Source organism: Pararhizobium gei (assembly GCF_029223885.1).
Taxonomy (GTDB): Bacteria; Pseudomonadota; Alphaproteobacteria; order Rhizobiales; family Rhizobiaceae; genus Pararhizobium; species Pararhizobium gei.
The window spans coordinates 1436175-1456567 of sequence record NZ_CP119409.1 but is presented as its reverse complement, the minus strand read 5'-3'; the positions used below and the strand labels follow the sequence as shown (position 1 = coordinate 1456567).

Genomic DNA, 20393 nt, shown 5'->3' with positions numbered 1-20393 from the left:
AACGTCCGGAACTCGAACTGGGTCTCACACTCATGATCATGCAGGCAGACTACGTCATCATCGGTTCCGGCTCCGCCGGCTCGGCGCTTGCCTATCGCCTGTCGGAAGACGGCAAGAACACCGTACTGGTGCTGGAATATGGCGGGTCCGATTTCGGGCCGTTCATCCAGATGCCGGCGGCACTCGCCTGGCCGATGAGCATGAGCCGGTACAACTGGGGCTATCTTTCCGAGCCCGAGCCCAACCTCAACAACCGGCGGATCACGGCGCCGCGTGGCAAGGTGATCGGCGGGTCGTCATCGATCAACGGCATGGTCTATGTGCGCGGCTCGATGACCGATTACAACGAATGGGAAGAACTCGGCGCGCGCGGCTGGGGCTATGCGGATGTGCTGCCCTATTTCAAACGCATGGAAAACTCCCATGGTGGCGAGGATGGCTGGCGCGGCACCGACGGGCCGCTGCATGTGCGGCGCGGTTCGTTCAAGAACCCGCTGTTCAAGGCTTTCGTCGATGCCGGCCAGCAGGCCGGTTTCGAGCTGACCGACGACTATAACGGCTCCAAGCAGGAGGGTTTCGGCCTGATGGAGCAGACGGTGCACAATGGCCGGCGCTGGTCTGCCGCCACCGCCTATCTGCGTCCCGCCCTCAAGCGCCCGAATGTGGAGCTCTTGCGCTGCTACGCCCGCAAGATCGTTATCGAGAACGGCCGGGCCGTCGGCGTCGAAATCGAGCGCGGGGGCAAGATCGAGGTGGTGAAGGCAAACCGCGAAGTCATCGTCTCGGCCTCCTCGTTCAATTCGCCGAAACTTTTGATGCTGTCGGGCATCGGGCCGGGCGCGCATCTGAGCGAAATGGGCATCGCGGTCAAGGCCGATCGGCCGGGCGTCGGCGCCAATCTGCAGGACCATATGGAGTTCTATTTCCAGCAGGTGTCGACCAAGCCCGTCTCGCTCTATTCCTGGCTGCCCTGGTTCTGGCAGGGGGTTGCAGGTGCACAATGGCTGTTCACCAAGACGGGTCTCGGCGTTTCCAACCAGTTCGAATCCTGCGCCTTCCTGCGCTCGGCGCCGGGCGTCAAGCAGCCGGATATCCAGTATCACTTCCTGCCGGTGGCGATTTCCTATGACGGCAAGGCGGCGGCGAAGAGCCACGGCTTCCAGGTGCATGTCGGCTACAACCACTCGAAATCACGGGGCAACGTGACGCTGCGCTCGCCCGACGTGAAGGCCGATCCCGTTATAAAATTCAATTACATGAGCCACCCGGAAGACTGGGAGAAGTTCCGCCACTGCGTGCGCCTCACCCGCGAAATCTTCGGACAGAAGGCGTTCGATCCCTATCGCGGGCCGGAGATCCAGCCGGGCGAAGCGGTCAAGACCGACGAGCAGATCGACGCCTTCCTGCGCGAGCATCTGGAAAGCGCCTATCACCCCTGCGGCACCTGCCGGATGGGCGACGCGCGCGATCCGATGGCCGTCGTCGATCCGGAAACCCGCGTCATCGGCGTCGATGGCCTGCGCGTCGCGGATTCATCGATCTTCCCGCACGTGACATACGGCAACCTCAACGGTCCCTCGATCATGACCGGCGAAAAGGCCGCCGACCATATCCTCGGCAAGCAGATGCTGCCGCGCTCCAACCAGGAGCCGTGGATCAATCCGCGCTGGGAAACGAGCGACCGGTAGGATGATGCGATCATTTTTCTCTGGCGCCCTGCGATCCTGCACGCCAGGCCGCTAGAGGAAACCGATCCACCGGCCTGCCACCACCGCTGCGCTCCAGATCGTCATGGACAACATGGCAAAAAGCCGCACGGACGCTGCTGGAGGATGATCAGCTAAGGCTGCCTTCCAATGGGAATGCCGATGTTGCAGCAGGGCATTCAAACCGCCAAACGCAACCAGAACCAGCTTCGCCAGGAATGCCGGATTGGCCGCATAGGCGACGGGATCGACGAGGAACAGACACGCGCCGGTGACGATAGCACAGATCAGCCCGATCGCTGCGGCACCGCCGAGAAACGGGCCGATGACGCTCACGGGCACATGGCGGAACAGGCCCGCCAGCCGCAGGTCAAGCGGCAAGACAGCGCCGATCAGGACCCCGATGGACAGGATATGGGCGGCGCTGAAAAAAATATAGAGCGTCGTTGACCCCTGAAGGGCTGTGGCAACGGGTGTCTGGGCAAGCCACTGCAGCAGACCCTCCATCACTTCGCCCGTATACGCTCCGGATAAATGTCGTAGGTTTTGCCAGAAACGGTTATGCGGACGGCTTTCAAACGCTTCTCGTTGCGATCCGTGGAGCGATTTCCGAGAACGGTGACCTCATCTCCGGGCTTGGCGGAGCCCTGAATGAAGCCGGAGCGCTCTGTCTGTCGTGGGTTGCCGAGTTCGATGCGCCACAGTCCGTCACCGGCGGTTTCGACCGCAAGGGTCGGATGGGGCGGGGACATGGAGATTTCCTTTATCGTTCCGGACAGTTCGATCTGGTCGGCATCCGCCCATGACCAGCCGTGATGCGCGTAAGCTGTCGCAGCAAACAGCATCGCTGCCGTGCCGCCGGCGAGGAAGCGGGAAAAATGGGGCATATCACTCTCCTGATTGACCAAAATCAATTGTTTGGTCGTGAGGCGAAACCTGGAGCGCCGCATAGGAACAGGAAGGCCCCTCACCGTTTGTTGATCGCGAACGTCCATCCCCACCCCCTACACACCGGATCGTCATATCGCCGGAGAATAATCTATCAATTTACTAGGTTTTCTTAGAATTTTCCGGTTCAGAGAGATATTTGCTCTGATCGATCGACTTTAGAAATCCGTATTTCTGTCTTTTGTCACACAAGGCTGCGATATTCCCAGGCAACAACATCAGGATTCTTCTTCATGACGTCCGACACACTCGAAAATCGCGCCGCAGCGCTCAATGCGCAACTCCAAGGGATTGATTTGCGCGGGCGGCTTGCCATGATTGCCGGGCTTGAGGGCAAGTCCGTCTTCACGACAAGCCTTGGCATCGAGGATCAGGTGATCACGGCAGCCATCGGCTCGGCCCGGCTGGATATAGAGGTTTCCACTCTGGAAACCGGACGGCTTTTCAACGAGACCGTTGCGCTGATCGACAAAACCGAAGAGACCTATGGCCTGCTGATCAAACGTTTCTATCCCGAGCAGGACGATATCGACGCCTTTGCCGCAAAATATGGCCTTAATGGTTTCTATGACAGCATCGAAGCCCGGCATGCCTGTTGCGGGGCGCGCAAGGTCAAGCCTCTGGCGCGCGCGCTCGAAGGAGCGCGTTTCTGGATCACCGGACTGCGCCGCGGTCAGTCGGGAAACCGGGCGGAGACGCCGTTTGCCGAAGCCGACCTCGATCGCGGCCTGATCAAGATCAACGTGCTCGCCGACTGGGATATCGAGGCGATCCGCGCCCATGTCGAAGCCGAAGCGATCCCGGTCAATCCGCTGCATGCCCGTGGTTACCCGTCGATCGGTTGCGAACCCTGCACGCGCGCCATCAAGCCGGGCGAGCCCGAACGGGCCGGCCGCTGGTGGTGGGAAAACGACGAGACACGCGAATGCGGCCTGCATGTGCCGGAGGCCGCGTCGGTCATCCCGCAAGCCACGTCGCTCCCTCTTTCCAGCAGCATTGCGCGATAGATCGCGCAGGCCCGCCATCACAGACACTCCCGGAGACTTGAAATGCCCAGCACCCTTCCGGAAACGGAACTGCACAATCCGCAGACCACAAAGACACCGCTCGACCCGCATCTGAAGGCCCTTGAGAACGAGGCGATCCACATCTTCCGCGAAGTGGCGGCAGAGTTCGAAAAGCCGGTTATGCTCTATTCCGTCGGCAAGGACAGTTCTGTCCTGCTGCATCTGGCGCGCAAGGCCTTTTATCCCGGCCGCGTGCCCTTTCCGCTGCTGCATGTGAACACCGGCTGGAAGTTCTCCGAGATGATCGCGTTCCGCAACGACATCGTCAAGAAGTACGACCTCGACTTCATCGAGCATATCAACCCGCGCGGTGCCGCCGAAAACGTCACGCCCTTTACCCATGGCTCGGCGCTATTCACCGACATCATGAAGACGGAAGGCCTTCGCCAGGCGCTGGATGCCCATGGCTTCGACGCCGCTTTCGGCGGCGCGCGACGCGACGAGGAGGCGAGCCGCGCCAAGGAGCGCATCTATTCCTTCCGCACGCCCGACCATCGCTGGGACCCGCGCAACCAGCGCCCCGAACTGTGGAACGTCTATAACGGCATGATCCGCAAGGGCGAGAGCGTCCGGGCGTTTCCGCTGTCGAACTGGACCGAAGTCGATATCTGGCGCTACATCCAGGTGGAAGACATCCCGCTGGTGCCGCTCTACTACGCCAAGGAGCGACCTTATGTGGAGCGCGACGGCATGATGATCCTTGCGGAAGATCCGCGTCTGGAGCTTCTGCCCGGCGAAACCGTCAAGCACGGTTCGATCCGTTTTCGCACGCTCGGCGATTTTCCGCTGACCGGCGCCATTCCCTCGCAGGCCACCAATCTGGAAGAGGTCATTGCCGAACTGGAAATCGCCACGGTTTCCGAACGGCAGGGCCGCGCCATCGACCGCGACCAGTCCGGTTCGATGGAAAAAAAGAAGCGTGAAGGATATTTTTGATGACCGTTTCCGCGATTGCACAAAACACTGGCGCCCAGAACACTGGCGTACAAGCCGCAGCTGAAGCAACGACCGGCAGCGTCACCACGTTTCCAGCGGTCGAGACCGCGCGCGTGCCGCGTGACACGCGCCCGCTGCGCCTCATCACCTGCGGCAGTGTCGATGACGGCAAGTCGACGCTGATCGGCCGCCTGCTCTGGGACACCAAGGCCGTCAAGGAAGACCAGGCCGCAACCTTGCGCCGCGACAGCGGCAAGCAGAACGATCTCGGCCTGCCCGATTTCGCGCTGCTGCTCGACGGGCTGCAGGCCGAACGCGAACAGGGCATCACCATCGATGTCGCCTATCGCTATTTCGCCACTGACAAACGCTCCTTCATCGTCGCCGACACCCCCGGCCACGAGCAATATACCCGCAACATGGCGACCGGCGCGTCTACCGCCGATCTCGCCATTCTGCTTGTCGACGCACGCACCGGCCTGCTTGAGCAGACTCGCCGTCATGCGACGATCGCCTCGCTGATGGGTATCAAGCAGTTCGTTCTGGCCGTGAACAAGTTCGATCTGGTCGGCTACGACCGCGCCCGGTTCGACCAGATCAGCCACGAATTCCGCGAACTGGCTTTGTCGCTCGGCGTCCGCCAGATCACCGCCATCCCGATGTCGGCACTGAAGGGCGAAAACGTCGTTTACGACGGCAAGGCATCGATGCCATGGTATGATGGCCAGACGCTGGTCGAAGTGCTGGAACTGGCGACCGTTCGCTCGGCTCAGACCGTCGGCTTCCGTCTGCCGGTGCAGCGCGTCTCGCGTCCCGGCGAAAGTTTTCGCGGTTATCAGGGCACGGTCGCCGGCGGTTCGGTGAAGCCGGGCGATTCGGTCGTCATCTTGCCTTCGGGCATGGTCGCCAACGTCACCAAGATCGTTACCTTCGATCTCGTGCGCAACGCAGCCGTGGCCGGAGACGCGATCACGCTGGTGCTCGACCGCCAGGTCGATGTGTCACGCGGCGACATGATCGTCTCGCTCGAAAGCCAGCCGCAGACCGGCCTCGCTTTCGACGCGCAATTGGTGGCGCTGCAATCGGACGGTATTCAGCCCGGCAAGCGCTACTGGCTGAAAAGCGGCTCGCGCCGGCAGCGCGTCAGTGTCCAGCCGTCGAGCCTGCTCGACCTGAAGAGCGGCAAGTGGAACCACCACACCGACGGTCTCTCCATGAACGCCATCGGCAAGGTGCATCTGACCTTCGACGAGCAGGCCGTATTCGACCCTTACGAGCAGAACCGCACCACCGGCGCCTTCATCCTGATCGATCCCGACACCAACAACACGGTGGCCGGCGGCATGATCACTGCCAAGCGCTCCTCGCTCGGCGGCATTCATACCGAAGACGCCCGAGTCATCCTTTCGCTGCCGGCCGACCTCGCCGACCAGCTGATGTCGACCGAGCTCTTCGCAACCCGCCGCGAGGAAGCCGAAATCCGACGCGTACCGGCCGGCAAGGCCATCGAGATTTTCGACGCGATTGACGGGTGAGGAGACGGAAGCGCGGACGGGGACTGAGGCTTCTGCAGGGTAACCGCTGCGATCGCAGAGGTTGCGGAAACTTCCCCCCTCTGTCACTTCGTGACATCTCCCCCACAAGGGGGGAGATCATTCTTTTCCCTTTAATACACAACGTTCGCGGCTGATCTCCCCCCTTGTGGGGGAGATGTCGGCGTCGCCGACAGAGGGGGTAAGCCTCCCCGATCCCTGTGATAATCGTCAGCTTACACTACGAGCCTTATCCCCCGATCTATCGGCATCGGCGATCGCCGCAAGCTTTTCCAGATCGGCGACTTTCAGATCCTCGGCGGTGAGGTCTCGCACGGGCTTGAACCAGAGGGCGGCCTCGCGCATCGGATCATAAAACGGCGGCGGATATTCGCCGAGGCCGAGCACCCATTCGCGCACGGTCTCGCGCTCCATCCGGCCGGCTTTGTAGCGGTCGTGGATGCTGCGGGCGGAGGCAAGCAGGTCGTCTATCTTTTTCAAGGCTAGTCCTCAAACGTCGTTGCGTGCGAAAGCCATAGCAGGTTGGACACGCGCGGCAAGCGACCCGATCTCGCCGCAGCCCTTCTCAGCGGATGAGAAGCGCGGTCCAGTACATGCCGGCCGCAAAGATGGTATGGGCGACGAGGTTGAGCAGGCGCACCGTGTTGGCGTTCGGCAATTTCGACGCGGCCCAGCCGATTCCAAGCCCCGGCTGCAGCAGGAACCAGCCGGCACCAACCGTGACGATACCGAGTATCCATGCGGGCAGGAAGGTCGGAGCGGCAAGCCAGTCCGGACCGGCGATGGCCGCCAGCAGGATCCCGTAGAGAATACCGACGGCATAATGGCCGATCCAGCCGAGCGCCAGTTCCTGCGCATAGGGCTCGGCGTCGGCAATGTTATCGTGAAACACGGTGCCGGTTTTCAGGTGCCAGAACCAGCGCCCGACCGGCGCCCAGTTCGGCCGGTTCTGGCCGGGCAAAAGGGACAGCAGCATGGCCCAGACATCCATCAGAACCGTACCGCCGATACCGATTGCCATGCCGCGCCAGAGAATATCGAACATATGAAGGACAATCCTGTTTGCCGGCGCAAAGCCATGGGCGATACGATGTGCGTGGAAGAAGAGCGAGCGCCGCAGTCGACGGAAAACAGCGGCAGCCGCCTCGTCTCGGTTTAGGGCAAGGCGCCGGGCCTATCCTTCTTCGACGTCGAGTTCAAGAAAATCGGGCGGCCGCTTCTGGCGCACGATGACCTCATAATCGCCGGCCGGATAGCCGTCGAGAACGATGTCTTCGATCGTGATCGTCATGACGCTGTACTCGCCCGTCTCCAGATGCACGCCCGCCACATGTTCGGCAAGCGTGTTGGCGCAGGCCTCAATATCCGCAGGGATAAGGTGCGCCGCCCTGAAATGAAGTGTCCCCATCCCGCCATCCCAACCGCCGCCCGGCCGGGCGGGCTAAAAGGGAATGATAGACCGGAGAAACACGCGAGCGCAAACGGCTTTTGCAGCGGACAGGCGGTATCCGATATTTGCCGAGCCGCGTGGCAACTGTGCGACACCCGACCGAACATACCATTGGCTTCCATGAAAGCCGGCAAAACAGAATTTCGGGATCAAGCTGGTCGGAGTGAGAGGATTCGAACCTCCGACCCCGTCGTCCCGAACGACGTGCGCTACCAGGCTGCGCTACACTCCGTGACCAGCGGCGCCTCTATAGAACAGCAATGTCCTTTCCACAAGCAGCAAAATGGAGAATCTGCGAAAGCGCCTGAAAACATGGACGAAAGCTGGAACGACAGGTCAGCCGGCCGCTGGAATTTCGGCATGAGCGGGGTATCGAGACGCCGATGATGGGACCTTTCGGCAACGCTTGAAATTTTATCTGCGCCGATGCGCCTATAAGGTCCTGTGCCGATTTTCTTTCGTGCGCTTTGGCGCTAGAGGCTGGTTCGAAACCTCAGGCGGCCGCGACGCCTCCCGCCTTGAGTTGCACTTGTTTCAGAACGAACGCCAAAGGGATCCGACGCATGAATTTCCGCCTGACGACCGTAGCCGGCCTTGCGCTGGCGCTTGCCGGATGCACCACAGTGGGGCCGGCGCGCAACGCTGTCGAATCCCGCTGGAACGGCCAGCCGGCCGGCACCTTCTTCGCCCAGTTCGGCCCGCCGCAGTCCGACGTCGCAAGCGGCGAAACGACGGTCTATGCCTGGAAGGGCGGCTACAAGAAGCGCAGCATTCCCGCACAATATGCAGAAGGCAAGGACGGCAAAAAGGGCAAGAAGATCGCCAATGCCCGCACCGAATCCCTGAGCTGCTCCGTCCAGCTGACGGTCTCCTCCGACTACGTCATCCGCTCGATCCGCATCATCGGCGACCGTAAGGCGTCAGGCGGCTCCAGCTGGTGCGAGGAATTTCTGGGCGGCGCCAAGGCGGGCTGAGGGTTTAGAGGGATGATGGATGCGGCCCGCCGACGGGATCGGCGGGTTTAAAGACGTTCTGAAGCGCGTCAACCTGCCTGTGTCTAAGCGGAAACAAAGTCGTCAATGCTGCGCCGCAACGAAGATCAGCCTGTACAGCGAAGGCTGGTTCTGCTTGGAAAGAGACCTCGCGCAACGGACGACGCAGGACCAGGACAAGAAAGTTTGCTTTGTGTGGCTGGGGCGCCTGGATACCCAGCTAAGAAATCCGCTCTTTTTCAAACCATTGAGAAGGTTAATAAATCCTGATCACCTTATATTCGTGTAATACCAACCGTCAGTGAGCATGACTCTGAAGGGGATTCCCAGCAGCCAACGAATCTGAATCTGTGATGCAAACTGGAGGTTTGTGATGGGTTCAGCGATTTCTTTGCGATCGGACTTCGACGGAGCCAGGTTGCGGCTTCTGGCTCGGCAGACACGCGATGCCGATCAGGCACGGCGGCTTCTGGCACTTGCATCGATCTATGATGGCGGCTCACGCGCCGATGCCGCCCGGCTTGGCAGTGTGACGGTTCAGATCGTGCGCGACTGGGTGGTGCGCTTCAATGAACGCGGTCCCGCCGGCCTTATCAACGGCAAGGCCCCGGGCAAACCTTCTCTCCTGAACGATGAACAGCGAACGGCTTTGGCGCAAGCCATAGAGCGCGGACCGACCCCGTATCTGGATGGAGTCGTTCGCTGGCGTCTGTGTGATCTGGCGCAATGGATTTGGGAAGAGTTCCGCATCTCGGTGAGCGAGGAGACCCTGGGCCGCGAAGTGCGTGCCATGGGCTATCGCAAGCTCTCGGCTCGCCCAAGACATCATGCGCAGGATGCCGAGGCGGCCGAGGCATTTAAAAAAACTTCCCCGCCGCTGTGGCAGAAATCGCCGCAGGTCCCGCCAAGGGCAAAGTAATCGAAATCTGGTTCCAGGACGAAGCCCGGATAGGCCAGAAGAACAAGATCACGCGTCGTTGGGCCAAGCGGGGCTCAAGGCCGTCCGCGCCGCACGACCAGCGAACCCGATCGGCCTATATCTTCGGTGCCATCTGTCCCAAGCACGGCAAGGCCGCCGCTCTCGTCATGCCGTGGTGCGACACCCATGCCATGAACCAGCACCTGATCGAGATATCCCGCAACGTCGCCGTTCATGCACACGCCGTCCTCATCATGGATCAGGCCGGATGGCACATGTCCAACAATCTCGTCGTTCCAGAAAACATCACCATCCTGCCACTGCCGCCCAAATCGCCCGAGTTGAACCCGGTCGAAAACATCTGGCAGTTCATGAGGGACAACTGGCTCTCAAACCGAGTCTTCAAATCCTACGAGGATATCGTCGACCACTGCTGCTACGCTTGGAGAACCCTCCAGCAACGACCATGGAAGATCATGTCAATCGGCCGACGCAAATGGGCGCAAGGGTTCTAATCAGTGACGGTTGGTATAACTTGTCGCGGATGAACTCGATCTGCGGTTTTTCAAGCCATCCCACGAGCGATTTTGCCATTTTGCCCGGCAACCGGGTGCGGAAAAGCTGGTCGTAGTTGGCGATGTCGAGTTTCCCCGGTGAGCGCCCGTAGTACGCTCCATTGCGGTCGAGCAACCGGCGCTCCCACATTTCTGTCAAGTGATAGAGAACGTAGCTCAGGGTCACATGGTAACGACGGCGAATCTCAGCACCTGTGGGGTTTGCTTCGATCCACATATAGGAGAACAGCTTTTCATCGTCGCTCCCCTGATCCTGCCAGTACCCGTATAGGCACAGGAAATGCAGATAGCGGATATAACCGTCTGTCTGAAACACCGTTTTCAAGGAATTCTGGATATCGGAACAAGGCTTTTTTGCCATGACATCGGCCATGGTCCAGCCACTGTCACCAACGACGGTTGCGCCCGGCGCTTGGGTGAACAAACCGCTGAGTGCGATTTGCTGCTTTTGCACCTCCGGTTTCGACTCCAGAAACGGCGCGTTGATCCTCTCGCTGGTGGTCACGATCAACCCTGCCAGTTCGTTGGCACGCACTCTTTGTCTGTTCTTCTCCGCGCGCCCGGCGTCAAGAACCGACGCCTTTTGACGCTCCGCTTCCTGTTCGCGTGCTAGACGTTCGGCGTCCTGCCGCTTGGCTTCTTCGCGCTCCCCGATTTGCCAATCGGCTTGCCCTTGGCTGGCACGATAGTTTTGTTGCAGGGATTTATAGAGCGGAGCGTAGGACGGATGCAGCGCGGAAAAACAGGTCAATCCGGCCAGTCCAAGAAAGGCGACCCCGAGCCGGGCCGGTGAGATAAATGCCATCCTGCACACTCTGTCGAACGGTTGCCGCTATCAACGCGTATGGACGGTGTGTATATGGCCGCTGCACGCCATGAGGGCAATCATATAGCGCCCATTACCATAGGCAATACTCAGCCCGCAAATTGGCAGCACCACAAACTCATTGACAAACCATCCCGGAGGACGACGCTGAGTTCGTTGAGGAAGTGTTCGATGAACTGGATGAGGATGTAGAAGAAGGCTACTTAAACGATCCATTCTCGACGCCAATCGGCAATGAGATATGGGAACTCTCTCGTGAAACCTCCGCAGACGCGACCGAAAACGAGACTGTCGAGTTCCGGATCGCCGTGGAGACGGTCCTCGGCGCGCTGCCGAACTTGGATCGCCCGCTCGGCCTTGATCTGGTTGAGATTGATCAGAGCCTTATTCGTCAGCGCGATATGGCCGGCGCAGCGATCCTTCGACTGACTGAGGAACGGGAGCGCGCTGCGGTCAATGAGTACGAACTTGAGCGTCGCCGCAGGGCTGGCTTGAGCGCTTTGCTGGACGAACTTGTGCTTGGGCCGATCCGCATCGTCCGCGACTATCTCAGCGCAATGACTTATATCGGTCCGCTACGTGAAATTCCGAGCCGGCAGTATCGCCCGCGCCTCTCACCAGATGAATCGCGCTGGCGCAAGGCCTTGCAGCTTGGGACTTGCTCTATACTGACCCTTCCGGCAAGCTGATTGAAGAGGTCAATGCGTGGCTTGGAGGCGAAGAGCGGCTGAAGACTGCGTATCGGCTTGAGAAGTTCCAGTTCAAAGAAGTTCCGGTTCCCAGTCGGTTCCACCAGCTATTTGAGGCCAGACTTTCCGAAGACGACCTTGCAGAGTTGCAAGACCTATACGCGACGCTGAGCGGACGTTCCGAAATCGCCCTGCGCGATTTCGAAAAGGGCATCATCGTCGCACCGAGCGATGTCGGTGTCGGCATATCGCAAATGATCCCGGTGATCGTCGGTTGCCTTCGAAACCAACAGGGCATTCTTGCGATCGAGCAGCCGGAATTGCATGTTCACCCGGCCATTCAGGTCGGCTTGGGCGATCTGTTCATCCAGGCAGTTCAGAAAAGCGACAGCATTTTTGGCCCTGGCAAGACGCTGCTCGTGGAAACTCATAGCGAGCATATCATGCTGCGACTCCTGCGTCGCATCCGCGAAGCAAGCGAGAATGAAGTACCGCCCGGCATGATAGGCCTCTCGCCGGATGATCTTGCTGTGATCTATGTCGAGAGCACCGATGAGGGCGTCCGTTTCCGGCCACTTCGCGTTGACCACGAGGGAGATTTCATCGACCGCTGGCCGAGGGGCTTCTTTGAAGAGCGCGCGGAGGAACTCTTCTGATGCTTTTCGAATATGCAGTGGAGCCTCAGGCAATTGGCTCAAGTTGGCAAAACTTCCGTTACCTGATCGAAAAATTCGGTTTTGATCGTGGGCGGCTGATTTCTCGATTCCCGAAGAAGTGGGAACGGGAGGTGTATAACTCGGCTGCACAAATGAAGCCTATTGAGCGGGCGCGCCTTGAGATCGCGTTGAAAGAAGCAAAGCAATCGAAAGTTGTCCGCTCGGGTAGACCCTATGATCCTGCACTTGGCAGCTGGTTACAAAATGCTATCGCCCAACACGTGGCAGTGCCCTTCCATGCTATCATTGCTGACAACAACCCGACGGCTCATCCTCAAGTGGCTACTGTCGATGAAATCGATGAACAGGACGTCCTCATTGCGGTTAAACAAGACAGTCCTGTGTGACGAGAGGCTGAGCCCATTGCCGCCGCTTTGAATTGGTTTCTTCGCGCCAGTGCCCGTATCCTTTTCGTCGATCCATTTTTCGACCCCTACAACGCGCGCTACAAAAGTACGCTCAGAGCTTGTCTTGCATGCGTTAAGGCGGATAACCCGGGCGCAGCCTGCGAAATCCACTTCCGTTACCACAATAGCAAACCTACCACTTTGGAACTTGAGAGAGATGCGGTCGCGCTTTTCGATGGGGTGATACCAGCAGGTTTAGCCGTTACAATTTTTTGCTGGAGGCAGAAGAACGGTGGGGCCGACTTCCACGCAAGATACCTGCTGACCGAGCGAGGCGGTGTCGGAATTGACGCAGGATTTTCGGCCGAAGGCGGGCATCAAACAACAGACATGCATCTGATGAGCACAGCGCTGTCGCAGACAAGGCTGAATGCTTTTGCTAAGGATGCGACTGATTTTGAGCTTGTGTCGCCGGTTATAGAAGTCCGGTCCGACGGTAGTGTTCGCCGAGTTTGAGAAACGAAAGCAACTGCAGGTCTCTATGCCCTGTTGGCGACCGGGGCGCATTGCATAATCGTTGTCCTCTGCCCGAAAGGGAGAAATCGTCGCTTCAACATATCCGATCCCCGCCTGCTTGACTGCGGGCAGGATGCACGTCGCCCAGATATTCAATCGGTTGAGGAGGGCGTGTCCATCCGGTAGTGTCCCTGTAGTCAAATCGGTGCCCCGTAAGAATAGATTCGCTACCGCAATACGAGAGCTGGCCAATGTTAGAACCCGGGGTTTCTCGATTCTTTTGCAAACGCCGTGATGCGAAGTAATGGGGGGAAGACGACCATTAGTACCGTACGGCGTTTGCAGAAGGGGTTTAGTTGAGGGCCAGCTAGTTTGCTTCCAGATGGCGCTTTGGACGAAACGGAAACAGTCCATCCGCATAGCTATCGGCCAACTCATGGAAGACATCTTCGCTTTCAAAGACATTGAACCCTTGGCGTTCAAGCAGTTCGACGATGACGTCCCGAACTTTACCGAGCGCTTGGTAAGAGTCATCTTTTTTGCGGGCAACCTCAATCATTCTCCAGAGCAGCACCCTCGCCAGATCATCTCTGTCTGGTCGACGGCGCAGCCTGGCTTTTTCGCGCACTCTCTGCTGGCGGATCATTTGCTTGGCATTCCTCTGTTGCTTGGTTTCTCTGGGCATAACATAACTCCCTGTTGGTGGAGCCTTAGCCTGACCGTCGGCTATGCAAGCGACAAACACCGGTTGCCAAAAATAATCCCGAAGCTGCTGTCCAGTAGTGTGTTGCCCGCAAACGGCGTTTGCCGCAGAATCGCAAATCCGGAGCTTGGCAACGCGGATGTGGAGATCGGAATCGCGGCAGGGTAAATTGAGATGATGCGTCATGATGTGCAGGCACCTTAATACGCATCGTGACAATTCGGATGACGTCGGCATGAGGTGCCGACAGGTCATGTCGATCTAATAAGACGTGAAACGACGCACGTTGCTTTGACCGTCCAGCACCTAGCCGCCTTTAAGCACCGCAGTTTTAGAACTCGGAATCGATAATTTTGTAGTCGGAATCGATTTGCGAGAGATCGGAATCGCACGGGCGCAAACAGGAATCGATTTTCTGGATCACGCCGATCGGACTCCCGCCGCCCCTCACCCGTCATGGATGGCCAGCATCTGCCGAACATCATCGCCGGTCATGACCCTGACCTCGTTGAGACGGGTGGCGATGGCCAGCAGATCGTCGCGCCGCGCCTCCAGCATGTCGCGCGCTCCATGCTCTGCTGAGAGCAGCCGCGCGTTTACCCGCTCTGTGAGATGCCGGTCCAGGTTCAACTCGCTGACGCTCCCGCTCTCGCTGTGGTAAACGAGAGGCTGATGCTTGGAGAAGCCAAGGCGTGTCTCGGCCGCCAAGGCATGGTTCGTGGACCGCGCCAGATCGCTGTCGTCGCCACCGCCAGCGCCCGCGACTGGTTCCCCGAACACCAGGAGCTCGGCGGTGCGACCGGCGAGCATGCATAGGATAAAGTGCTGGAGCCAGGCCTCGGTCTGCTGCAGATGACTGTTCTGGCGGCTCGCGACCTGGCCGATACCGTCGATGCCGATCGTCGCCGTGGCGACTTCGGCGATGCCCGTGAGCGTGAATGCCATGGCATGCCCCGCCTCGTGGACCGCTGTGCGCCAACGCAGGTCATCGGACATGCGCATCTGGCCGGCCAGCAGAGCCTGCTCAAGATCACCCCAGGTCAGGACGCGCTGTTCGCGCCGCACCTTACGCCGGACCTCGCGGACAACACGTTCGATGTCGGCGCCTGTTCGACCTGTCGCCAGCAGTGCCAGCGGTCGGAGGACATCATGTGGTTGGTGCTGGATATCGGTCATTGTGGCGCGCCCTTTCCGTGGTCGGATTTCGGGCGCCAACTGTTTTCCGGTGCTGCTGCGGAACTTGGTCCTTCGCCGTCGGTGGACGCAGGTGACGAATGAATTTTCGGCGCGGCGCTGACGACAGAACACTAGCGAGATCGGCGGCAAGATGATGGGCGAGGATGCCGCTCAGCGTCTCGGTATCAGGCATCGGGATCGCGACATGCTTTTCCAGCCGGCCCGACCGAAGCAGGGCGGGATCGATCCGATCCGGCAAATTTGTCGCCGCCACGACGATCACGCCGTCGGTCTTTCAGGCACCATCGAGCAGTTCGAGCAACCGGTTGATGAGGGAGCGCCAATAGTCGTCGTGTTGCTCGCGCCGACCTCCGCTGCGGCTGCCGATATTGTCGATCTCGTCGATGAAGAGAATCGACGGCGCATGCGCGCGCGCTGCTTCAAAAGCCTGCGTCATCCGCTTCAACACATCGCCGAGATATCCAGGCTCCAGCCATGCCGCAACCGAGGTGACGAGCAGCGGCACTTGCAGCGTGTTGCACAGCGCTCGGGCATAGGTTGTCTTGCCGGTTCCCGGTGGCCCCGAGAGCAGGAGCTTTGTATTCATCTCGCTCCAGCCAAGACCGCCCTTGCGCCAGACCTGGAGATCGTCCTTCAGATCAAGTGCCCATTGCCGGGCTTCACCGTAGCCGGACAATGTTTCGATCCGCAATTGGTGCAGGTTGCTATCGACCGACGGTCCGCTCATAGCCATTCCATCGACATCTGTACTGGTGCGCATCTTTTCAGCAGGCGGCTCAAGTGGTCGAATGATGTCCACGCCCTCGAGAGAGGAGGACGCTTTGCCCGCATCTTTGAAGGCAGCATTCCTGCTTTTCAGCTTGCTCTCCCTGCCGCTGCGACCGTGACGACCAACGCTGTCCTCGTCTCTATCATCCTCGTCGCGGTTTCGCGCCCGGTCACCGAGCGCGGCAAGCGTGGTCAGAATTGTCTCCAGATCGTGCGACGGCCGGATCGACAACGTCAGATCGTCGATGGAAAGGCCCTCAAGGTCGAGTGCCAAGGCTTCCATGCGTTTCAGCGACCGCGTCGGAGCGATCCCGAGGGTGAGATGCAGCAGTTCGGCGAGCAGGGTATCGTCCAGTCCGCCACATTCGAAGACGATGTCGGCCGTCAGACAGCGGCCACACACCGCCCTCGAGATCACTGCGCTGGTTCTCGGCGTTCAGGATGACGACCCAAACCTCCTTCGTCTGAAGCCGAAGATACTCTTTATAGAGCAGGTCCGGAACGACGAGCGCCGCCGCCAGCATACGGTTTTTCAGCTCGGCGATCCGTGAGATTTCGTAGGAGCCGAGGCTTCGCTTCACGTCGACCAGATGCGCAACCTCGGTCCTGCGGTTCAGGATCAAGAGGTCCGGCGTGTACGTCTTGCGACCGCCGCTGTCCGCATCAAGGCTCAGCGAACGGTAGTGTTTCGGGTCGTTCATCTCGACCAGCTCAGTTGCAGCCTTGGTGACAGGCAGGCGCAGGTTGCCGGTTAGAACCACGAGGTCGCCGTTCAGGGTAGCGATCAGGGCGATGCCGCGTTCCAGTAGCCGTCCTTCTGCGACCGGCACGGCGCGAAGGGTGGTGGCAATCTCCGTCATGCCGGCGACACGCGCACCACGAAGCAGGTCAGCGGAAAGTGTCGGTCCCACAATCTCGTCGATCAGCGCATCCAAACGGGACTGAAGGGCCTCGACATCTGCGACGGTTGAGTAAGCAGGCGTCGTATTGTGTTTCATAGTGGTCATGAAATTCTCCTGTTGATGGGAAACAGGATCGCCAGACGCGGCAAATCCGCGGACAAATGTCCGCGCATGCGGAAACAATTTCCGCATTCGATGCCAGCCGCGGCGATCCGACGTCCGGTTACGACGTGCGACCGACGCGCAGCGGAACGACCGGGAACGGATGAGTTTCAACAGGAGAGACGGGAGAAGATGCTTCCGATACGGAAGCGAAGCAGTTAAGGGTCGACATAGCCAGTGGCCTTTCAGAAGAAGGTTACCGGTCAGGCCTCCGTTGGGTGTTCCACCACCACCGGGGGCCGCTAAGTGTCTGCGGAACCAGGCGTTTCTGCTGACCCTGTCGACATAGCCCGGAGATTGAGGTCCGGCAAGCCGACAAGAACGCATCCAGAACTGAGAACTCCGGCATGGTTAACGAGAGACGCGTCGGACCGGAGGCCCAAACGTAAAAAGTCCGGCACGGTGGCGGGACCTTTGAGTACGATATGGACCGTCAGCTGTTATGCCGCACGCTGCTCGATAGCCATGAGGCCTACAGCGTACGGGGTTTCATCGGTGGCTGGTTCTACGGCGACCTCGAGCTCTGCATCATCGTCGCTGTCGAGCGCCTCACCATGGGCCGCGAAGCGAAGGAGCGGTACGACTTCGTGCTGAAGCCACGGAACGAAGTCCGGACGGTTTGGCTAGCTTTCGACGCTTCCCATCCGCCAGAGCAATGCTTGGACCCGCCCCCAAGCGGTCTCCTTTGGCAAATGAGCAAGCCGCAGATTCAAGCCGGCACCTTGCCCTTCCTTCAGCGGGGCCGCGATAGCATTGACGAGGTCATGCGCATGGCGGCAACGGTAAACTACGGCTCCCTGAAGATCACCTTGATGACAGCCCGGCCCCGCGCCAACGGCTCAAGAGCCGTCTCCACCTCCTTTAGGATTCTGGACATGAGCGCATCAAACCGCGCAACATCCTGAGCGTACTTCATCTCCGCGACCTTGCGGAGACCTGCCGTCCCACCGGCGTTCAGAACGTCGTTGGAGGAAGTCGCCTTCTTCGCCGGCGTCGCACCTATTATTGCCTTGACTTGTGCGACGGTGAGTTGCTCGCCCGTTTCGATGGCCGCGAGTACCTTTTCCACGTCAGGATGATTTGTATAAGCAAGGACCTTATTCAGCCCGGGCATCGCGTCTCAAACTCGTTTCCTCGATCATTGGGAAAAACCTGCCTTGATCGCAGTTTGAGGGCCACTCTTTCGCAACGTTGCCTGAAACCTCTGACTTCTATCCAAACGCACCCCGGCAAGAACTTTTCGGAGCCATCAAGGCGGAGCACACACTCGAGGCGGCCGATACCGACAAAGTCTTCACCAGTTCGTCAGTCTCGTATCAAAGTTCTGGAGCAGGGCGAGAACCGACTAGCCGCCGACCTGTCTTTCCATCCGCTGGCACCTCTTGCGTATAGCGAGCAGGAGGCTCGCCCCGAACTCTTGGTGGAAAGACGGATAACGCCTTGCCTGCTCCAACCCCTGATCGAGGTTTGAGACGACCCTGCCTGAAAGCTCCTGGACTCGTCTTGTCATGAGAGCGGGGCTCAGCCCAACGGCCGATGCGAATTGCCGCCAATCCTTCCCATATAGTTCGTTGGCGTTCCGCTTCGCCCCGATCTGCTGCGGAAGCGACTGGTCAACCTGCTTGTAGACCGCCGCACACATCAGGTCATAGAGCGGCGCGAGTTTGGCTGTTCCGGCTGCACCGACGAGAACCGAGTAGTTCTTGGCATGCGAGTCGGAGTTGCAGATCAGGATGTTGAAAATGACGGCATCGAGCAGCCTCAGTCGTTCGGCGGGAGACACGTAACGCGCCAGCGCCTCAAACATCTGCGTGAGCGTTGCGCCGCCTCTTTGGCCAAGTCCGGTCCGCTCATATTTCTCCGACGGGAACAGGCCCAGCAGCTGGCAGAAATCTTCCTGATGGATGCGGCGGATCGTCCCCTCCCCGTCGGCGATGCGATCGTAGCGTTTGACCAGCAGGTAGTCTCGCTTGCCCGCTCGTCCGGTCGTCACCTCGGCCGTCTCCAGCCCGCAGAGCTTGGCGAGGGTCATGCAGAAAGCTTCATTCTGGACACTGCCGGCCAGACGCTTGATGTCGGGTTTCAGGATATGGGTGGATGGTGTGCCATCGACGGGAATAGCGATCTTGCCGTCGTCACCGATGTAAACGGGTAGCTTGTCTTGAACGCCCGCGAGCGACATCGACACGCCCTGTTCGCCAACCAGAAAGGGCCGTTCAGGCAGTTCGTTCAGAATGCGCTCGAGCGCCGCCTCGTCTGGCACGACGCGGAAATTATTTCCGTCTCGGCGCGGTTCCCCGATCGAAAACGCTCCGGCGGTGTCGCGGCCAAGGCGCGTCAGCAGACCGACAATATCCTGCGGTGAAATTTTCAAGCGCTGGCCGATCTCGGAGAGATGCGTTTCCGGAAGAAGATTGGCAAGCCACGGCATGACCCGATCGGCGCCATAGCTGCCGGATCGCAAAGGCATGGTTAGCGAGATCGGGAAGGCTGACGTGCGTTGCTCCCAGCTCGGTTCATAGGCTAGCGAAATTCCATCGCGGTCGAGGAGATTGGCAACAGGCAAGCTCTCGTAGAAGATGGTGGTCATGACGAGCCTGATCAGGAGAAACGGGGCAGATGCCCGAGAGCGTCATCCGCTTCCGGAATAACAGGCTGCGCTGCGGTTTTCAGGTCACCGAGATCAATCCCAACCGTCCGGGCCGCGATGAGGGATTTCTGGAGTTGGCAGCTAGGCTTGCCATTCTCCAGATCGACGATGAAGCGTTCACCGGTCCCACACCGTTCCGCCAGCTCGGTCTGTGTCCATCCCTGCTTTTTTCTGTGCTCGCGAATTAATGCGCCGAATTGTGCGGCTGAATGGATCATGAGCATTCTCCGTATTCAGCCTTACCGTACAGGAAGAAAAGCGTGAAAGCCATCAAAACTTACCGATAAGGAAGAAATACGTCCATATGCAACCGGCCATCCCGATCGGTAAGCCTACCACAGCGTCTTCGCATCACCGGGCATTAGTTTAAAGGACGGCGTCCATGGCGTTGTATCGTCAAACAACGCCTCATTTGTCACATCCCGACGAACCATATTTCGCGGCTTGAGTGCTCGCAGTCGAAGTTTCGAGATGAGGGCGGGCTCGTTGCCGTGATTTGAGACCGAGACTGTGATTGTCCGGTCTGTCAGCGTTCTATTCTTCCTGTTTTGACTGGGAGGAATAATCTCAATTGATAGCTTAGGACCGCGCCGGAGGTAGCTCCAGAGTCCGCCCACGAACAGTAGAACAGCAATAACTGTTCCAATCACTGTCGAAAGATTGGCAGCTTCATCTGTCACTTCACCCCCCTCATACCAATACAAACTCTACATTACTGAATACAATCTGAACAAGCACGCCGAGTCTGCTACTGCCATAGCAACTATCTAA

General features: G+C 59.2%; 23 protein-coding genes, 1 tRNA gene and 1 pseudogene. 12 read left to right on the top strand and 13 right to left on the bottom strand.

What is annotated here, in order from left to right; genetic code table 11:
- The first annotated feature begins 38 nt into the window (after positions 1–38).
- Positions 39–1688 carry a choline dehydrogenase gene (gene betA, locus PY308_RS06860; RefSeq protein WP_275791045.1) on the top strand — a complete coding sequence of 550 codons (1650 nt, stop codon included), beginning with the start codon at positions 39–41 and terminating at the stop codon, positions 1686–1688.
- A 51-nt stretch (positions 1689–1739) separates the two neighbouring features.
- Here the strand turns inward: betA and PY308_RS06855 are convergent, their stop codons facing one another.
- Both PY308_RS06855 and PY308_RS06850 read right to left on the bottom strand, forming a co-directional pair.
- Entirely contained in the window at positions 1740–2213 is a 474-nt protein-coding gene (locus PY308_RS06855) for a DUF6644 family protein (RefSeq protein ID WP_275789485.1), read from the bottom strand.
- Positions 2213–2593, bottom strand: a complete 381-nt coding sequence (locus PY308_RS06850) for a DUF6152 family protein (RefSeq protein ID WP_275789483.1) — start codon at positions 2591–2593, stop codon at positions 2213–2215. Before PY308_RS06850 ends, PY308_RS06855 begins: the two co-directional genes overlap by 1 nt.
- 294 nt (positions 2594–2887) lie before the next feature.
- Here PY308_RS06850 and PY308_RS06845 point away from each other — a divergent pair, with 294 nt between their 5' ends.
- From PY308_RS06845 to cysN, 3 genes are read left to right on the top strand one after another with little or no spacing between them, the layout of a single operon-like run.
- A complete protein-coding gene (locus PY308_RS06845) occupies positions 2888–3661 on the top strand; it encodes a phosphoadenylyl-sulfate reductase (RefSeq protein ID WP_275789481.1) in 774 nt (257 codons plus the stop codon).
- Positions 3662–3703: 42 nt separating this feature from the next.
- On the top strand, positions 3704–4657 hold the full coding sequence (gene cysD / locus PY308_RS06840) for a sulfate adenylyltransferase subunit CysD (protein WP_275789479.1): 954 nt from the start codon (positions 3704–3706) through the stop codon (positions 4655–4657).
- Positions 4657–6192, top strand: a complete 1536-nt coding sequence (gene cysN / locus PY308_RS06835; protein WP_275789478.1) for a sulfate adenylyltransferase subunit CysN — start codon at positions 4657–4659, stop codon at positions 6190–6192. The genes cysD and cysN overlap by 1 nt, the downstream gene beginning before the upstream one ends.
- A gap of 228 nt (positions 6193–6420) precedes the next feature.
- Here cysN and PY308_RS06830 read toward each other — a convergent pair whose 3' ends face one another.
- From PY308_RS06830 to PY308_RS06815, 4 genes are all read right to left on the bottom strand, one after another.
- Entirely contained in the window at positions 6421–6690 is a 270-nt protein-coding gene (locus PY308_RS06830; protein ID WP_275789477.1) for a hypothetical protein, read from the bottom strand.
- A gap of 85 nt (positions 6691–6775) precedes the next feature.
- Positions 6776–7255, bottom strand: coding sequence for a DUF2938 domain-containing protein (locus PY308_RS06825; protein ID WP_275789475.1), 480 nt, complete (start codon positions 7253–7255; stop codon positions 6776–6778).
- 129 nt (positions 7256–7384) lie between these two features.
- On the bottom strand, positions 7385–7618 hold the full coding sequence (locus PY308_RS06820; protein ID WP_275789473.1) for a hypothetical protein: 234 nt from the start codon (positions 7616–7618) through the stop codon (positions 7385–7387).
- Between the two features lie 197 nt (positions 7619–7815).
- Positions 7816–7892, bottom strand: a tRNA-Pro gene (locus PY308_RS06815).
- A gap of 331 nt (positions 7893–8223) precedes the next feature.
- Here PY308_RS06815 and PY308_RS06810 point away from each other — a divergent pair.
- On the top strand, positions 8224–8634 hold the full coding sequence (locus PY308_RS06810; protein WP_275789471.1) for a hypothetical protein: 411 nt from the start codon (positions 8224–8226) through the stop codon (positions 8632–8634).
- Positions 8635–9025: 391 nt separating this feature from the next.
- Positions 9026–10086, top strand: a protein-coding gene (locus tag PY308_RS06805) for an IS630 family transposase (RefSeq protein WP_275782665.1) whose coding sequence is annotated in 2 segments (ribosomal slippage) — positions 9026–9518 and positions 9518–10086 — 1062 coding nt in all. Because the reading frame shifts where the segments join, the coding sequence is not laid out codon by codon here.
- Here the strand turns inward: PY308_RS06805 and PY308_RS06800 are convergent.
- Positions 10046–10951, bottom strand: coding sequence for a hypothetical protein (locus PY308_RS06800; RefSeq protein WP_275785396.1), 906 nt, complete (start codon positions 10949–10951; stop codon positions 10046–10048). The genes PY308_RS06805 and PY308_RS06800 overlap by 41 nt on opposite strands.
- 185 nt (positions 10952–11136) lie before the next feature.
- On the opposite strand from PY308_RS06800, the gene PY308_RS06795 reads away from it, so the two are divergent.
- From PY308_RS06795 to PY308_RS06780, 4 genes are read left to right on the top strand one after another with little or no spacing between them, the layout of a single operon-like run.
- Positions 11137–11661, top strand: a complete 525-nt coding sequence (locus PY308_RS06795; RefSeq protein ID WP_275785398.1) for a hypothetical protein — start codon at positions 11137–11139, stop codon at positions 11659–11661.
- Positions 11631–12317, top strand: a complete 687-nt coding sequence (locus PY308_RS06790; protein ID WP_275785400.1) for an AAA family ATPase — start codon at positions 11631–11633, stop codon at positions 12315–12317. Before PY308_RS06795 ends, PY308_RS06790 begins: the two co-directional genes overlap by 31 nt.
- Positions 12317–12724 carry a hypothetical protein gene (locus PY308_RS06785; protein WP_275785402.1) on the top strand — a complete coding sequence of 136 codons (408 nt, stop codon included), beginning with the start codon at positions 12317–12319 and terminating at the stop codon, positions 12722–12724. Before PY308_RS06790 ends, PY308_RS06785 begins: the two co-directional genes overlap by 1 nt.
- Positions 12725–12751: 27 nt before the next feature.
- Positions 12752–13240, top strand: a complete 489-nt coding sequence (locus PY308_RS06780; RefSeq protein ID WP_275785403.1) for a hypothetical protein — start codon at positions 12752–12754, stop codon at positions 13238–13240.
- Between the two features lie 367 nt (positions 13241–13607).
- On the opposite strand, the gene PY308_RS06775 is transcribed toward PY308_RS06780, so the two are convergent.
- Positions 13608–14129, bottom strand: coding sequence for a hypothetical protein (locus tag PY308_RS06775; RefSeq protein ID WP_275785405.1), 522 nt, complete (start codon positions 14127–14129; stop codon positions 13608–13610).
- 261 nt (positions 14130–14390) lie between these two features.
- Positions 14391–14888 (bottom strand): ATP-dependent metallopeptidase FtsH/Yme1/Tma family protein, encoded by a 498-nt coding sequence (locus PY308_RS06770; protein ID WP_275791044.1) that lies wholly within the window; start codon positions 14886–14888, stop codon positions 14391–14393.
- Positions 14889–14891: 3 nt separating this feature from the next.
- Between PY308_RS06770 and PY308_RS06765 the strand changes: the two genes are divergently transcribed.
- On the top strand, positions 14892–15221 hold the full coding sequence (locus PY308_RS06765) for a hypothetical protein (protein ID WP_275791244.1): 330 nt from the start codon (positions 14892–14894) through the stop codon (positions 15219–15221).
- Positions 15222–15372: 151 nt separating this feature from the next.
- Here the strand turns inward: PY308_RS06765 and PY308_RS22895 are convergent.
- Together PY308_RS22895 and PY308_RS06755 are read right to left on the bottom strand one after the other, a co-directional pair.
- Positions 15373–16191, bottom strand: a pseudogene (locus tag PY308_RS22895) (ATP-binding protein); the annotation flags it as partial.
- The gene (locus tag PY308_RS06755) at positions 16166–16915 is read right to left on the bottom strand and encodes a hypothetical protein (RefSeq protein ID WP_275789469.1); all 750 of its coding nucleotides are present in this window, start codon (positions 16913–16915) and stop codon (positions 16166–16168) included. The pseudogene PY308_RS22895 and the gene PY308_RS06755, both read right to left, overlap by 26 nt.
- Positions 16916–17397: 482 nt before the next feature.
- Here PY308_RS06755 and PY308_RS06750 point away from each other — a divergent pair, with 482 nt between their 5' ends.
- Complete coding sequence (locus PY308_RS06750) at positions 17398–17877, top strand: hypothetical protein (protein WP_275789467.1); 480 nt, start codon at positions 17398–17400, stop codon at positions 17875–17877.
- Positions 17878–18317: 440 nt separating this feature from the next.
- Here the strand turns inward: PY308_RS06750 and PY308_RS06745 are convergent, their stop codons facing one another.
- Both PY308_RS06745 and PY308_RS06740 read right to left on the bottom strand, forming a co-directional pair.
- Positions 18318–19562: a type II toxin-antitoxin system HipA family toxin gene (locus PY308_RS06745; protein WP_275789465.1), complete on the bottom strand. Its 1245-nt coding sequence runs from the start codon at positions 19560–19562 to the stop codon at positions 18318–18320.
- An 11-nt stretch (positions 19563–19573) separates the two neighbouring features.
- Positions 19574–19840, bottom strand: coding sequence for a helix-turn-helix domain-containing protein (locus PY308_RS06740; RefSeq protein WP_275791043.1), 267 nt, complete (start codon positions 19838–19840; stop codon positions 19574–19576).
- Positions 19841–20393: the final 553 nt, after the last annotated feature.

Bases quoted from the DNA above. Each gene is read 5' to 3' on its own strand.
- PY308_RS06770 (WP_275791044.1), bottom strand. From the start codon at position 14,888: ATGGCATTCACGCTCACGGGCATCGCCGAAGTCGCCACGGCGACGATC.
- PY308_RS06765 (WP_275791244.1), top strand. From the start codon at position 14,892: ATGCCCCGCCTCGTGGACCGCTGTGCGCCAACGCAGGTCATCGGACAT.
- PY308_RS06755 (WP_275789469.1), bottom strand. From the start codon at position 16,915: ATGACCACTATGAAACACAATACGACGCCTGCTTACTCAACCGTCGCA.
- PY308_RS06850 (WP_275789483.1), bottom strand. From the start codon at position 2,593: ATGCCCCATTTTTCCCGCTTCCTCGCCGGCGGCACGGCAGCGATGCTG.
- PY308_RS06825 (WP_275789475.1), bottom strand. From the start codon at position 7,255: ATGTTCGATATTCTCTGGCGCGGCATGGCAATCGGTATCGGCGGTACG.
- PY308_RS06810 (WP_275789471.1), top strand. From the start codon at position 8,224: ATGAATTTCCGCCTGACGACCGTAGCCGGCCTTGCGCTGGCGCTTGCC.
- cysD (WP_275789479.1), top strand. From the start codon at position 3,704: ATGCCCAGCACCCTTCCGGAAACGGAACTGCACAATCCGCAGACCACA.
- PY308_RS06775 (WP_275785405.1), bottom strand. From the start codon at position 14,129: ATGACGCATCATCTCAATTTACCCTGCCGCGATTCCGATCTCCACATC.
- PY308_RS06785 (WP_275785402.1), top strand. From the start codon at position 12,317: ATGCTTTTCGAATATGCAGTGGAGCCTCAGGCAATTGGCTCAAGTTGG.
- PY308_RS06820 (WP_275789473.1), bottom strand. From the start codon at position 7,618: ATGGGGACACTTCATTTCAGGGCGGCGCACCTTATCCCTGCGGATATT.
- PY308_RS06745 (WP_275789465.1), bottom strand. From the start codon at position 19,562: ATGACCACCATCTTCTACGAGAGCTTGCCTGTTGCCAATCTCCTCGAC.
- PY308_RS06845 (WP_275789481.1), top strand. From the start codon at position 2,888: ATGACGTCCGACACACTCGAAAATCGCGCCGCAGCGCTCAATGCGCAA.
- PY308_RS06740 (WP_275791043.1), bottom strand. From the start codon at position 19,840: ATGATCCATTCAGCCGCACAATTCGGCGCATTAATTCGCGAGCACAGA.
- PY308_RS06800 (WP_275785396.1), bottom strand. From the start codon at position 10,951: ATGGCATTTATCTCACCGGCCCGGCTCGGGGTCGCCTTTCTTGGACTG.
- betA (WP_275791045.1), top strand. From the start codon at position 39: ATGCAGGCAGACTACGTCATCATCGGTTCCGGCTCCGCCGGCTCGGCG.
- PY308_RS06750 (WP_275789467.1), top strand. From the start codon at position 17,398: ATGGACCGTCAGCTGTTATGCCGCACGCTGCTCGATAGCCATGAGGCC.
- PY308_RS06855 (WP_275789485.1), bottom strand. From the start codon at position 2,213: ATGGAGGGTCTGCTGCAGTGGCTTGCCCAGACACCCGTTGCCACAGCC.
- cysN (WP_275789478.1), top strand. From the start codon at position 4,657: ATGACCGTTTCCGCGATTGCACAAAACACTGGCGCCCAGAACACTGGC.